Below are 15,320 nucleotides of genomic sequence, written 5' to 3' on the forward strand. Positions count from 1 at the left end.
ATGCTATGCCTACGTCTATTCCTCATTATTGGGCAGCTATCTGCCTGTCACTTGTTGAACCCGCTACTATCCAGCAAAAGTTGCAATATCACCACTACAATTGAAGAGCATCAATCATTATCAGATTGTTCGGGCAGACCAGCCAGTATTTCAATTTCAATATCTTGCTCGCTCTTCGTTCTTGCTACGATTAAACGTTGAGTAGAATCTTCTACACTTACATAGTAGAGACAAGCATCGATAGAATCCAAAGCAATATTCTCTTTACGAGAAAGTAGAAGACGGTACAGGTCAAGTTGTGCAAGTTTCGACTCACGCTCATCGGACAGCAAGGGTTTGTGCCCAGTCTTCCAATCTACAATCGTGTAACGTTTAGTATTATCGCTGAGATTTAATCCACCAGCAAATACCGCATCGAGTTTGCCCTTTACCACCTGACCAGCGACCACCGCCACTATAGGTCGCTCAACCCAGACCGGTTCTCGATCAGCCCACTGTGATTGAGATAAACGCTGCTCCCACTCCAAGAGCATTTTCTTGCGACCAATTGCGCCTTGCTCACGGGCATCTAACGTGTCTGCTCCAAGTTCATCTAACTTGTGCTTCTCCACCTCTAATTGTTCTACGAGTGCTGCTCGCGCGGCCAACGAATTACCGTTTATATCGCCAGATGACCTTCCTAAATCACCGTTCGGAAGTGCAGTAATCAGGCCAGCCGTGTTTTCCAATTCAGGCAGCAAAAAGTCGGCCGCCCAAGCATGAAAGGCAGTACCAGCTTGCGCTAATGGTGAGGGCACCTGAGGGATAGGTCGGACCACACTCAGCCAATAGCGACGCTCTGCTGGTTCGCCTAACGCTCCAGAACGTGCTTGAACAGCTGTAACTGATTGTGCGTTATGGCTAACAACTCGGGCTCCCACTTGTTTCAAAACCTCAGTATCATGCACCAACACGTCACCTTGTACACCTAGACGTCCTGAACCTGCTCTCAACAAGGTACGTGCATGAGCGTAGAGCGAGTTACCGTTCAAACTCTTCTGGCTATATTCATGTACATCCACTTCAGCAACATGTCGGGCAGATTCTGCGAGCGCAGTCTGTATGCGATTACCTAATTGTACCGGCCATATACCTGTCATCTCACCACCGGTCAATTCCATCTCTGGAGCTTGCTGAAGAGCATCACTTACCACGGACTGTTCGTATTCCGCAGCCCTCTGCCCAATGAAATATCCACGGGGAATCAATCGTTGAGGATCAGCATCTTTCTCGTGACTGTTCAGCCAGGCCGATCCAGACATAACGCACTCCGTACGCCCAGCAAAACCAACTTCTAGCTCACGCCAAAAGTTAGAAGCACTGTTAGCAATAACTTGATACACATCTGTCTCACTGGATGCTGTTAGAGCGTTCTCAGGTATAGCCTCAGTGCCATCAAGTAAGGCTGGATCCAGATTGGATGTTTGCGCACTAAAGGTCACTAAGAGATCATGCCTGGCTCGAGTCAAAGCCACATACGCTAATCGGCGCTCATCATTATGCAGTCGGCGCCCGTACTCCTGAGGTTGACTTAAGTAGTCCGGTATAGCGTCCTCAGCCAATACCACCTCTCCTGTTTCAGGATTGCAGCTAGCCGCTGTGTCATCTACGAATCCGGTACGAGAGCGCAAAATACCATATGCCTCATTTTCCAAGCTAGTCAGCGTTAACCCAGCCAATGCCTCTTCAGTTGATTGCTTGTGTGAAGCCTGATGGGGAAAGCGCGGTAGGATTTGACTGTCTGCTCGCACAGGTACGGGTACGGCTGTGGAATCTTCCAACCAAGTCTTTGCTGTACTTTCATAAGACATTGGTAAGGAGTCGGTATCCCAATCCCCCTGCGCTAGTATTGACAAATTGTCGCCTTGATTGCTGGGGAAATTATCTTTTTTCATTCCCACAACAGCAACAGCATCCCATTCCAGTCCCTTTGCCTGATGAATGGTCATCAACACTACATCTGCATGTGTATCTATGGCGGCAATAGGCTCTTCCGGACTGGTACTCATAGCGTCAATCCAGGAGACAAAACCCGCTAAACTTGCATTCACTCCCTGTGGCAGCTCCTGCACATACGCATCAACCTGCTCAAAGAATGCACTCAAACTGGCTCTTGCAGTCGAAGCATCGATGTGGTCATCTGACTCTTTTAATGACTGTGCTACGACCAGGTCAAGATCCAAATCGAGAGCCCTAACAGCCGCTAAGACTGCCTGTCGGAGCGGCGATGATGCCTGGGACTGCGCCTGACTGAACACACGCGAAGCCTTAATAAGTAAGGAATGCCCCTGTGGGCTTATTCGTTGTGCCTTTGGGCTCGACATGAGTTCAGGGAAGTCATCTTGCATGAGCATATCAACCAAGAAAACCCCTGTATGTAGTTGGTCCCGATGTTTTCGTACTTGTTCATACATGTTTTCAGCTTGCAAACCAGCAGGTGCGATTCCAGCTTGTACTAAGGCCTGATACTGACTCTCAATATTAAGCTGACTAGCTAAGTCTGATAAAGCACTGAGATCCCCTGGGGTCAAGTTGAACCTGGGCGACGCTAACAACCGTAAGAGCGAATATGAATCTGTATGATCACAGACTAAGCGGAGCAGCGCTAACAAATCCATAATTTCAGGACGGTCAAACAGTGCAGAATACCCTATTACTTGCACCCGCAAACCTGATTCTTCCAAGGCTTGTTGGTAATCAGGCATACTAGTTTTTGACCGGAAGAGCACAGCAACGTGCGGGGCACCCTTATCTAACCCCTGTTCATCTGCTTGACCGTACATGGATACAGCACTGCGGACGAAACGAACTACACCGTTAACTTCCTGTCCTAAGGTTTTATACCCAAGCAAACCTAACGTTCCCGCGTCGGCATCATTCCGGGGGCTTAGCTCACCAACCTCAACTTCTTCAAGCTGAGCGCTAGTCTTTGGCTGCCCGTCGACAGACCTGCCTCTTAAAGGGGCAGTCAGCAGATTTGCTGCTTCCAAGACTATACGTGAATTGCGGAAGGTTTGAGACAAGGTAAGAGGATCTTTGCCAGACTGACCATAGGTATGCAGGAACGCCGTATCAGTGTGCGGCTCCATACCGAATTCTCTCTGGAAGGTTTTGAACGCACCAGGACTGGCACCACGCCATGCATATATTGATTGGAAGGGGTCTCCTACTGCACTCACCGCCGAGCATTGTTTACCAGACAGCCTTTCCTCGAAAACCTTACCAGTAGGTTCTGAATGAAACAGAGCAGCCAGCAACAAGGCTTGAGTGGTTGATGTGTCCTGGTATTCATCCAGGAAAACATGAGAAAAGCGACGACGGTAGATAGCGCCTATTGATGGAAACCTCGTGACCAGCTGAAAAGCAGCCAAAGTGAAGTCCGAGAACTCAGCCACACCAGCCGCACGCTTAGCTTCTTGATAATATTGCACCAAGGTGAGTAGGCGTTCCCGGCGCCGGACAGTGCGTCGCAAAGAATCGGCCTGCCATAAGCGGAACGAATGTCGCTCTTGCCGCATCTGCCCGAGCTTGTCTTCTATTGTTGATCGTGAACTTTTACCGGGTTTTTTAGGCAAACTCATAGCGGTTGTTGAAGGGCACTTAGCAGGTATTGCTTCTGAGCCAACTAAAGCATTGACACGGTCGAGGAAAGCAGCATCCCAAGATCGAATACGGGATATTGCATCTCCAAAGGTGGGACAATCCTTACTGATCATGGCAGTAGAACACGCTTGACTCAAGGCCAGCACATCCCGCACAAGAGTCTTGAAGGCGCCCGATTCGCCCTCATCCTCGTTAGGACTCAATGGCGGCTGCACCTGCCCCTCATCTGCCACGTCATCCACATGGCTAGCAAAGACGACATCCAAGTGTTCTTGAACCACCTGTGCAGCGAGTTGAAAGGCTCCAGCATCGGTAAGGGGCTGAGTGCCCTGATCCATACCAACCAAGAGACCATACTGCCCGACTATTGCTTGGAAAAAAGCATCATAGGTTTGCACTTCGGGTTTCAAGAAAGCTGAATTAGGATCCCAACCTCCCTCTTGCCCCTGGGCCGCCACTGCTGCTGATACCCTAGAAAGAAGCTCAGACGCAGCTTTCTTGGTAAATGTTAATCCCAGAATTGACTCTTGAGGAACTCCGCGCTGGATAAGAGAAACAATGCGGTTTGTCATCGTCATTGTTTTTCCTGATCCGGCACCCGCTATCACCAATAAATCGTCTTCTACCGAGGCCTCAATAATTGACTTCTGCTCGTCGGTATACTTCATCGTTGGTCCTCCATCACCGTGCCAGCCACGAATTCCCAAGCTTGACAATTGCCATTCTTGTTTTTCTTGTGACAGTGGACCGAGTCAAACATGACATCTTGCAATTGAGTGGAGAGTTTAATTCCGGCAGCAAAACACACTCGAGCAACCATAGTCAGAGCCCAAATCCCTTGATCAGTTGATTGAACCTGCCGTACAAAATCCCAAGTCTGCTGTCTAACGCCGTTCGGCGTACGTACACTGAGAGGGTCAAGCTTGGCTAACTTGCTCAGTTTTCCTTGATAAAAGCGTGGTTCAAACACTGTATTAAATCTACCCTCTCGAAAGAGCGCAGGCTGGTATACCGTCTCAGCAGTCCTAGACCAAGCAGGAGCATGACACATGGAAACATCAAACAAAACCGCCTGACTCACTGGGTCTGCCTGTTCCAAGCTGCTCATTGCAGTAGAAGCACTAGCTCCAGATGCTTGTTCACTTGTAAAGGCTAAACCTAACTGGTAGCACACCAATTGTAGGTCACTAAAGACCTGAGGACCGGTGTGCTTAGTATTACCTGTTTTATAGTCAACGAGACGGTTGACTCGCATTCCATCAATTTCTCGATGCTCTAAGCGGTCAATACGACCAGACAAGGTAATGTTCGTATCCAAAGAGAGGGATTTGGGGAAGCCACCTGAAAGGGCAGAAATCAAAGCAAAAAATTCTTCCTCTTCAAGTGCATGTTCGGGGTATGTAGCATTCCAAATGGCAGTGAAATCACCTGGAGTAAAGCTGGCCGTGAACTGTTCCTCCTGTTGAACATCAAGCAGGGTCCCGACCACAACAGGCGTTTTCCCTCCACTGGCGTATCCTTCCTGGGCACTCTTCACAAAGTACGACGCAATATTACCTAAAACTGAGCGAGCACGACTGTCCCGTCGTCGGACTTCGTATGCATCCTTTGGATGAGAAAAAGTAGGGAAATGCTCAAGCAAATCACGGTATATTTCCATCATCGAATCCGTCGTGTACTCGATCAGCTTCTGACTACCTACATCATCTTTACCCAAGTCCAGTCGACCAGGACAATCCAGCCCATCTTTGCTAGCTTGCTCAGCTACCTGATGTATCAGACTTCCAAAGCTCATAGCTACTGAGCTAGCGCCTGGCCCCGAAAATCTGTTACCCATGGCCCATTCCAAGGGGCAGGACCAAATATTATCTACGGCCGAAGGGGAAAGTGTTACATGCTGTACTGAAGTTCCCTCAGTTCGCGTGCTACTGGGCTGACTAACCTGAAATTGAGCTTCCTGGGAGCTGTACACAAAGGGCCAGTTAGCAGGATTCGCTTCTCGTAAGCCCTTATGCGCCAAAAGACGTAGTGTTGCTGCAGCGTCATCAGCTGTCTCAGCACTAATGTACTGACCACCTACAGGCAGTTCATGATTGTTCCGAACACCATCCAATTCCTGGATAGAGTGACGAACTAGTATCGATCGTGCAGCTGCTACCAGCCCCCGCTCTCCCACTTCTAAACCTGAGAAAAGCTTAGTTGAATCGTCACGCTCACCTACTTGAGTAAAATGAGCCTGACTCACATCACTCACCCGAGGGAAGAGCTCAGGAAGAAACCCATAGAGAAAATCGGAAGGTACTGTCGAGTCATTCCAGACCGCAGATACTTTCAATTCCCGTTCAGCACGACTTACTGCGATTAAGAACCCTTTTTCTTCGGCATAGAGGGTGTTTTTGAGTCGAGAGTTATGTGCTCGCTGACCTGGTTCAACCTGACGGATGGAACCATACAGTATTACATTAGCGAGGTCTTCGGCTCCAAAAAGCATATCTCGAGGCACCAAATTGGGCCAGACCCCCTCTTGCAGGGATGGTAACCACACAACCGGCCAAGTCTGGGCCAAGGCAGCAGCCCCTGCGGGAGTAGTGAGCGTGACTGCATGTTCCACAGGACCAACATGTGCCAAAGAATCAGCTTCAATCTGCATGCCCTCAACCTGAGACATGAAGTCGTTAATACTAGCAAACACTTGTGATGAAGTCGCAAATTGGAAAAGTCGCATCATGGCATCTAGGCGGTCATTCGCCTGCTCACCAGCTAAAGAAGCCTCTAACGATTCAGTTTGCCATTGATCAGCTAATCCCGTTGCCTCCCAAGCCTGCCAAAGCACATATTCTGGCTCGTCATGATCTAAGGAATCTAAGCCCCGAGCTGTTTTATCAACTATGTACAAGCAGTGTTCTAAAGCTTTGAGATCTGGATCAGTCTGATGAGAGTCAGCGATTGCTTGCAAAACTTTCATCACTGACTGACGCAATCCGCTCTCACCAGCCCCAGCTGGCAGATTACCTTCCTGCGATTCAGGTACTCCATCGAACAAGAGAAGAGTATACAGAGCATCTACACTTAACGAATCCAGCCCTAACTGCATCGAACCTGGAGCAGGTGAGGCAATACCGTCCATAAGCGAGTCATCCACACTCACGCCAGTCTGGGCTTGAAGCTGGTTCCTCATATTCTCATGCTCTTGCACATATCGCTTCCACTGTGCACTCATCTGTCTTATGGCAGCTGCTGATGTTACATCTGCCCCACCATCAGCATCAGAGACCTGCACCTGCTCTATATGCGTTAGTGACACGACAACTGCCAGAAGCGTATCAAGATGACCAACACGGACAGGTCTTGTGGTCTGCCAGTCAGGCAATTGAGCCTGTATAAGAGGACTAGATAAGAGTGTTCGAAAATGTGAGGCCAAGCTTTGTGCTTGTTCCTTGGCTTGCTGGTACTGACTAGCATATAAATTTTGAGACCTTGCTTGAGCAAGATGGATTAAAGCAAACAGCCCCTGAACTGTCGGTACGTCTTTGAGTGGTTGAGCAATGGAGGAATACCGTACAGGAACCCCCTCAACCCGTAGCTTTTGCCCAATGGAACGCACAGTCGCATTGTCATGAGCAATGACGGCCATATCATTCCAGTCCCAGTGTCCGGCAAGAAACTCGTGTTTGACCTGCCAAACCACATCAGCTTCTTCTTGGTCTGGCTGTTGGAAAAGACGGGCTGTAACCGAACCATCCGAACAGAGTGCACTGCCACTGTCCAGTGGAGTAATCGGCGCGGTGTGTTCCCAATGTGGCATTTTCCCAGGTCTGTCAAACAGAGGATCAGCATTTTCTTCTTCATCAAGAATGCTTAAACTAATGCGTGCAGTCAGTAAGTCAGCAAAGGATGCGGGACGAGTAGAAGACATTCGTTTCTCGACAGCAGGTGTACAGCTGTTATGAACATCCTGCTCAACCTGAGTTATCGGTCGATAAGGCAATTGCAAACAGACTGCTCCTAAGCAGCCAAAATCTGCCGGCAGGAGCGACCTCCCCGCTATATAGTCGTCTTGGTGTACAAGCTGCCGGATCCTTCTAGACAAAAACTCCGGATAGGAACCACGGAAGGCCTGTACTGATTCATCATTGTTTCCAACCAATACAAGCCGCACTCCATGCTCCCACAACGCCTGCACGAAGCCCATTCCAGCTATAGTCAAATCCTGCCAGTCATCTACCACCAGCATCCGAGGCAAAGCAAGACCTTCAGTGTGAACTACTGCTTCTCGACTTGCTATCAGAAGCTGTGATGAATCCAGACGATATTCTCCTCTGTAGGTAGATTCAATTTCATCCAAGTATTCCTTCCACAGCGCGAAAGCGAGTCGCCATTGGACATTCAACCGATCGCGTGCATCCAAATCAAGTTTCTGTTGTGCTAAAGCTTCCAGTACATCATCTTGGCCTAATGTGTCCAATCCCAGTTCAGTCATGCGAGCTATCATGTCTCGCAACTGGGCAATAAAGCTGTCATCTACATGATCAGACAATTCCCTAGCACCTATTGGTGTTTTGGTAACTACTCCCGACCAATTCACTTCACTAGCAAAATAACGCTCAAGTAAGCGGCAGGATACACAATCGTCTCCAGACCGTACATGAGCTACGTGTCGGGCTACTACTGTTCGCAACAAGGCATCTTGCTCTGCACCATTAAGCAGTTTAGGAAGTGCCTGGCCGTTTTTTAACTGACAGGCAGCAGTCAACAGCTGGAAAGCGAACGCTTGTAAGGTACCGACCGGTCGAGTTTGGCCTAGGGAACCCATCTGAGTAATAATATGGCGGCTAAGCTTATCTGCGGCATGACGACCAGAAACCACCAGCCTAGCTGCTCCATCACCATAAGCTCTCAAGGCAAGCAACAATACTTGGCTGGCTACAGTCGTTTTCCCTGACCGAGGTGGCCCCGCTAAGCACACCACCCTGCTAGGGCCACCATCATCAGCAGTGAGCCCCACCTCGATGAGTTCTTCAACAATTTGAAGAGCCTGTTCCTGGTCCACTAACCTCGTTTGCGTCATAGTTTCAGCCTACGATTCGGCATAGTCTACCGAGATCATCTCCCTCAAGCAGCTAACTAGTACACAGTATTGCAATGAGTGTAAGAGTACACCTTTATTTCAGTTGCTTCTCAAAGCCTTGCGAATACTGTCTATGTCTGCTTGACTTCCTCCATGAGCGAGAATGTAGTCAGCCACACCACCATATTCAGAGTCAATTTTGCTCAAGATTTCTTCGATGAGTTCAGGAGGTGTCAGCACCATCATCGGTCTAATAGCTTCTGGAACAGATACGCCTGTTTTTTCAATTGCAGCCAGCATAGCGTCCTGCCAAGCTCCGCTCAGGTTCTTCTGAGAAGCAGCATAATCTGCAACGATCTGCTCACGTTTAGCGCCTGCCAAGCTGAGAATGAAAGCGACTGATGTACCAGTGCGATCCTTGCCAGCTGAGCAGTGAATCAACGTACCTTTACCTTCAGAAGCAGTCTGAGCAACATGATGGACAATATTGACATAATCTTTCCCATTGTTTGCAATGAGAGACAGGTAGGTCTGGTGTAGAAGCTCAGCAGCATCCTTATGCTGGCCTTCCCTCTCTTGTATATCTTGCTCATCTTCTGGCATGGCACCACTCAACATGGGAATGTGCACTTTTTCGATACCGTCAAGATCAGGATCAGGCTGTTTTGTAGCCTCTTCATCTGCCCGTAAGTCAAGTATGAGCTTCAACGGTGAGGCCTCGAGCTGTCGTTTACCTTGTTCACTGAGGCCAAATAGGGCTTCAGAGCGGTAGAGCAACCCCCCAGTTATATGCCCGTTATCTGTCTCCATTCCACCGACATCACGGAAGTTATACAGTCCATCAACATGATTTATTCCTACCAATATTTCCCCTTAGTCTTAAGTGTTCTTCAGCCAACTACCACACAGTATAAGCCCATCACCTGGCATTATCCTCGGTGGTGGACTACTGTAGCACCCCGTTATTACTGTTCCTCATACGAGCATAATATTCTTGGCATGCACTATGCTCCTGCCTCTCTAATAGAATGCGGGTATGGGTATTGACTGAACGAGAACTCAGGAAGAAGGTGTAGAAATGACGGCAGTAACTGGAGCAGCACCAATGCAGCATCAGGCTCCCGTTATCCGAAACCTCAGATATCTACGCCCACTAGGCTCTGGCGGAACCTGCTGGGTTTATCTTTACGAACAAAAAGAAGCCCAGCGGTTAGTTGCAGTCAAAGTCTCAAAGCAAAGAGCCAATAACAAATCCCATGAACTCTTTTTGAAAGAAGCAACGTTCATGGCCCGCCTTTCCAAGCATCCAGCTATTCTTAGCATTTTTTCGGCAGGTGTGAGTCGGGATGGCCACGACTACATTGTCATGGAATACGCTCCCGGTGGAAACTGTAAGCGCATCATGAAAACTAAGCCTCTCAGTCAGCCACAGGCACTGAATTTGGGGGTGCATATTGCCTCTGCACTCTATACTGCTCATCAGCAAGGCATTATTCACCGTGATGTAAAACCTGGAAATGTACTCATTACAGCTGATAACCTGCCAGTATTGGCTGATTTTGGTATCTCAGCCTCTACATATCGTGCTTCTCAGGCCAAGGGGCTATCAATTCCCTGGGCTGCTCCAGAAGTCATTGCTCACCAGTCTGGTGGATCTGAGGCTAGTGACATTTACTCTTTAGGCGCAACTCTGTTTGGTCTCTTAACCGGTAAGTCACCATATGAATACGGCTTCAAGGTGCACAACGAACAAGAGTTGTCTGAGGCTATTACCACTTTAGAGCTCCCAAAACTGCGCCGAAGAGAAGCAGACACCGACTTTGAACGAGTCCTGCGCAAAACAATGGCGCACAATCAAGAAGAACGTTACTTCTCTGCCCTTGATTTTGCAAGAGATATGCAAGTCTTACAGGCTCACCTCTACGGGTCAATGACACCGTTGATAGCTCATAACACTGATCCCTATCCTACTAGTGAGGAATTGGGAACGAGCGGACGTTTGGCAAGGCTGAATACTTACCGGTCACGGGGGAATCAGACAGCATTGCGAGACAGAGTCCCGACAGGAAGTAATCCAAAAACATTAAACCCACCACCTCCGAAACAGCACAACACACGAGCCTTATAACACCATTGGAATGATCCTCATTCGAACCGTATAACCTGCAAGCAAAGCCGCCGAGCTGAAACAACACCTAGAACTTGGTATGTACCAGTAAGCTGTCTTCATTCTTTCGTTTGAGGCTTATTGCTTGTACCATCTCAGAAAAACACACTTCACTGTTGTGTCCCACACGAATTAGGCCATCGATTATGCATGGGTCATGTCATACATAAATAGCAAAACCCGCCTTGGCTCATTACCTCGGCGGGTTTTGTTAGTGCAGTAACTGCGAATCCAGCTTACTCATCAGCTCCGAATACGGAAGCCTCACTGTCGCCAGTGGAAGCAGGATTCACACCCTGTCCACCATCAGCCGGTTCACCGTGTGACTGATCAGTGTTAGATGAGCCATCCTCAGACTTGTCGTCTTCAATCTGAGCAGCTATGTCCAAGTTGCTTGGCATTTCCATACTCATGTCGAGACTGGCCTGTCCACCCTCATCATTCAGGAAATCGTCCGGGTTGAAATCATCTCCTAGTTTCAAGTCACCGAAGTCGATATTGGAGAAATCGACATCTGCCAAATCTGCATCAGACAGATCGCCAGATCCATTGTTCCCCAAGCCGAAGTTCGGGTAAATGGTATCGCGAATAGCCTTGTCTGGTTCAACCTTGGCATTGCGGTAACGAGCTAAGCCGGTTCCTGCAGGAATCAGCTTACCGATAATGACGTTCTCTTTGAGACCCTTCAAGTCATCGACCTTCTGGCTCAAGGCTGCCTCGGTAAGAACACGAGTAGTCTCTTGGAAGGAAGCAGCAGAGAGCCATGAATCTGTCGCCAGCGAAGCCTTAGTAATACCCATCAGCTCTGGTCGTCCAGCAGCAGGCTTGCCACCCGCCTTGACGGCCTTCATATTGGCAGAACGGAACCTTGCCTGGTCAACTAACTCACCTGGCAACAGATCAGTATCACCAGAATCAATGACCGTAACACGACGCAACATCTGATGCACAATAACTTCAATGTGCTTGTCGTGAATATCAACACCCTGAGAGCGGTACACAGTGTGCACTTCATCCACGATATTGACCTGAGCCGCACGAGGTCCGAGAATACGCAGAATCTTCTTAGGATCGACCGAACCTTCGATCAGCTGAGTGCCAGCTTCCACATGCTGCCCGTCTTTCACCAACATGGGTGCACGACGTGTTACTGGGTAGCTGAGTGGCTCGATAGTTCCATCATCAGGAGTCAATGTCACCTGACGACCTCGATCAGTGTCTTCCACCTTGACGGTTCCAGGGAACTCAGCAATCGGAGCCTCACCCTTAGGAGTACGTGCTTCAAAGAGCTCGGTCACACGAGGTAGACCCTGGGTAATATCGGAAGCCGAGGCCACACCACCGGAGTGGAAGGAACGCAAGGTCAGCTGGGTACCAGGTTCGCCGATGGACTGAGCAGCTACAATACCGACTGCCTCACCCACATCAACCAAGCGCATGGTGGCAAGTGACCAGCCATAGCACTTAGCACACACTCCGCGACTTGATTCGCAGGTCAGTACTGAACGGCACTTAACTTCTTCTACTCCATGAGCAACCAAGTCACGAAGGACATCCATTGACAGAGCATCGTCGCGCTTGTACAGCACGGTCTTGCCATCTTGTGGATCAAGGACATTCTCAGCAAGCAGACGAGAGTATGGACCACCGTCAGCAGCTTTGACGAGAACTAGGTTACCGTTATCATCGCGCTCAGCAACCTTCATAGCCAGGCCTCGCTTAGTGCCGCAATCTTCCTCACGGATGATGACGTCCTGAGATACGTCCACCAGACGACGGGTCAAGTATCCGGACTCAGCCGTGCGAAGTGCAGTATCAGCCAGACCCTTACGGGCGCCGTGCTGAGAGATGAAGTACTCCAAAACGGAAAGTCCGTCGTGGTAGTTTGACTTCACCGGTCGGGGGATAATTTCACCCTTCGGATTGGCCACGAGACCACGCATACCAGCAATCTGACGAATCTGCATCCAGTTACCGCGAGCACCGGACTGGACCATGATGTTCACATTATTAGCATCATGGAAGTTGTCACGCATGGCATCCGCAACCTTATCGGTGCATTCAGTCCACAGGTTAATCAGTTCCTGACGACGCTCCTCATTGGTCAGCAGACCCATGTCATACTGGGAGTTGACTTTATTAGCCTGACCCTCATATTCCTTGATGATCTCTGAGCGATCTGGCGGTACGACGATATCTGAGAAGGCCATAGTAACGCCAGACCAAGGTGCGCGTGTGAAACCTAGATCCTTAAGGGCATCCAAGCTAGCCGCAACCTGTGCTGTGGAATAACGAGTAGCAATGTCATCGACGATGCCAGCCAGTTTACCCTTAGCTACCTGCTCGTTGACGAACGGATAGTCAACAGGCAGGGTACGGTTGAAGAGCACACGCCCATAGTTGGTAGCAAAGAGCTTGGAACCGTCTGTGAAGACTTCTTCCTTCACCACATCTGGGCTGCCTGGCTCAGGGTCTACGGCCTTCAGCTCTCCTGGCTGCCAATCCTTAGGCATTACAAAATCTGCAGGAACGCGCAGTAGAATCTTCGCCTGCATATCGATTTCGCCCAAGTCTAAGGCCATACGTGCCTCAGACATAGAGGAGAAGATGCGGCCCTGCCCTTTGGCACCATCCACTACGGTCGTCAAGTAGTACAGACCCAGAATCATATCCTGAGATGGCATGGTGACTGTGTGTCCATCAGCAGGCTTGAGAATGTTGTCCGAAGCGAGCATGAGTGAACGTGCCTCAGCCTGGGCTTCTGCTGATAGTGGCAGGTGGACTGCCATCTGATCACCATCGAAGTCGGCATTGAAAGCTGCACAAGCCAATGGAGGCAGGTGGATAGCTTTACCTTCAACGAGGATTGGTTCAAAGGCCTGAATACCAAGACGGTGCAAGGTTGGTGCACGGTTAAGCAAGACAGGATGTTCTGCAATAACTTCCTCGAGCACTCCCCACACTGCAGCGTCACCGCGATCAACGAGGCGCTTTGCTGACTTCATGTTCTGCGCAAAGTTCATGTCCACTAAACGCTTAATAACGAAGGGCTTGAAGAGTTCCAAGGCCATCGGCTTAGGTAGACCACACTGGTGCATACGCAAAGATGGGCCAACCACGATAACAGAACGACCAGAGTAATCAACACGCTTACCCAGCAAGTTTTGACGGAAACGACCCTGCTTACCTTTGAGCATATCTGCCAAGGACTTCAAAGGTCTGTTTGAAGCACCTGTAACTGGACGGCCACGGCGACCGTTGTCAAAGAGGGAGTCAACAGCCTCCTGAAGCATCCTCTTTTCATTGTTGAGCATGATCTCAGGCGCATTCAACTCTAGTAATCGCTTCAAGCGATTGTTACGGTTGATGACACGACGGTATAGATCGTTCAAATCCGAGGTTGCGAAACGTCCACCATCCAGCTGAACCATTGGACGCAGGTCCGGAGGAATCACTGGGATTGCGTCTAAGACCATTGCTTCTGGCTTATTTTCAGTGGTTAGGAAGGCGTTAACAACCTTCAAACGCTTTAAAGCACGAGCCTTACGCTGGCCGGTACCAGTAGCAATCTCTTCACGCAGTTCCTTAGCTGCAGCTTCCAAATCGAAGTCCTGCAAACGCTTCTTAATTGCCTCTGCACCCATGCAACCTTCGAAGTAGTCACCGTAACGGTCCTGCATCTCTCGCCACAGGTCCACATCACCTTCCATGTCACCAGGCTTCAATTCTTTGAAGCTGTCGAACACAACGGTCAGGCGCTGGATCTGATCGTCATAGCGTTTACGGATTGAGGTCATATCTCGCTCTGCACCGTTACGCAGACGGCTCTTCATGCTGCCTTTAGCTTCATCGGTTTGTTCGAGTTCAGCTAAATCTTCTTCGAGTTTCTTAGCACGTTTTTCGATTTCAATATCGCGCTTCTTCTCCAGCTGAGCTATCTCGTTATCAAACTCATCCTGAAGATCTGGCAGGTCCTGATGACGCTGCTCATCATTTACTTTAGTAACCATGTAGGCAGCGAAGTAAATAACCTTTTCCAAATCCTTAGGAGCTATGTCTAGCAGGTAACCCAAGCGAGAAGGAACACCCTTGAAGTACCAAATATGGGTAACTGGAGCTGCTAGCTCAATGTGACCCATACGTTCACGACGGACACGTGACCTGGTAACTTCAACCCCGCAACGTTCGCAAACAATGCCCTTAAAGCGAACACGCTTGTACTTACCGCAGGCGCATTCCCAATCTCGGGTTGGCCCGAAGATTTGCTCACCGAAAAGACCATCTTTTTCCGGCTTAAGCGTTCTGTAGTTAATAGTTTCTGGCTTCTTGACCTCGCCGTAGCTCCAGCTACGAATATCATCGGCAGTGGCCAATCCAATTCTCAGTTTGTCAAAAGCATTGACATCCAACACTATGTTGTCCTGTCTTTCACAATCATGCAGC

The 15,320-nt window shown here is 49.3% G+C and carries 5 protein-coding genes; 1 reads left to right on the forward strand and 4 read right to left on the reverse strand.

Features of this window, described 5'->3' with window-relative positions; all coding sequences use genetic code 11:
- Positions 1-110: 110 nt before the first annotated feature.
- The 3 genes from BOCO_RS01075 to BOCO_RS01085 all read right to left on the reverse strand — a co-directional run bounded on the left by BOCO_RS01075 (position 111) and on the right by BOCO_RS01085 (position 9,574).
- The gene (locus tag BOCO_RS01075) at positions 111-4,310 is read right to left on the reverse strand and encodes an ATP-dependent DNA helicase (protein WP_094722269.1); all 4,200 of its coding nucleotides are present in this window, start codon (positions 4,308-4,310) and stop codon (positions 111-113) included.
- Complete coding sequence (locus tag BOCO_RS01080; protein WP_094722270.1) at positions 4,307-8,710, reverse strand: PD-(D/E)XK nuclease family protein; 4,404 nt, start codon at positions 8,708-8,710, stop codon at positions 4,307-4,309. The genes BOCO_RS01075 and BOCO_RS01080 overlap by 4 nt, the downstream gene beginning before the upstream one ends.
- A gap of 99 nt (positions 8,711-8,809) precedes the next feature.
- Positions 8,810-9,574, reverse strand: a complete 765-nt coding sequence (locus tag BOCO_RS01085; protein WP_094722271.1) for a tyrosine-protein phosphatase — start codon at positions 9,572-9,574, stop codon at positions 8,810-8,812.
- Positions 9,575-9,788: 214 nt separating this feature from the next.
- Here BOCO_RS01085 and BOCO_RS01090 point away from each other — a divergent pair, with 214 nt between their 5' ends.
- Complete coding sequence (locus BOCO_RS01090; protein WP_094722272.1) at positions 9,789-10,838, forward strand: serine/threonine-protein kinase; 1,050 nt, start codon at positions 9,789-9,791, stop codon at positions 10,836-10,838.
- A gap of 275 nt (positions 10,839-11,113) precedes the next feature.
- Here the strand turns inward: BOCO_RS01090 and BOCO_RS01095 are convergent, their stop codons facing one another.
- Positions 11,114-15,289 carry a DNA-directed RNA polymerase subunit beta' gene (locus BOCO_RS01095; protein ID WP_244568707.1) on the reverse strand — a complete coding sequence of 1,392 codons (4,176 nt, stop codon included), beginning with the start codon at positions 15,287-15,289 and terminating at the stop codon, positions 11,114-11,116.
- Between the last annotated feature and the right edge of the window lie 31 nt (positions 15,290-15,320).

Source organism: Bombiscardovia coagulans (genome assembly GCF_002259585.1).
In the GTDB taxonomy this organism is placed as follows: domain Bacteria; phylum Actinomycetota; class Actinomycetes; order Actinomycetales; family Bifidobacteriaceae; genus Bombiscardovia; species Bombiscardovia coagulans.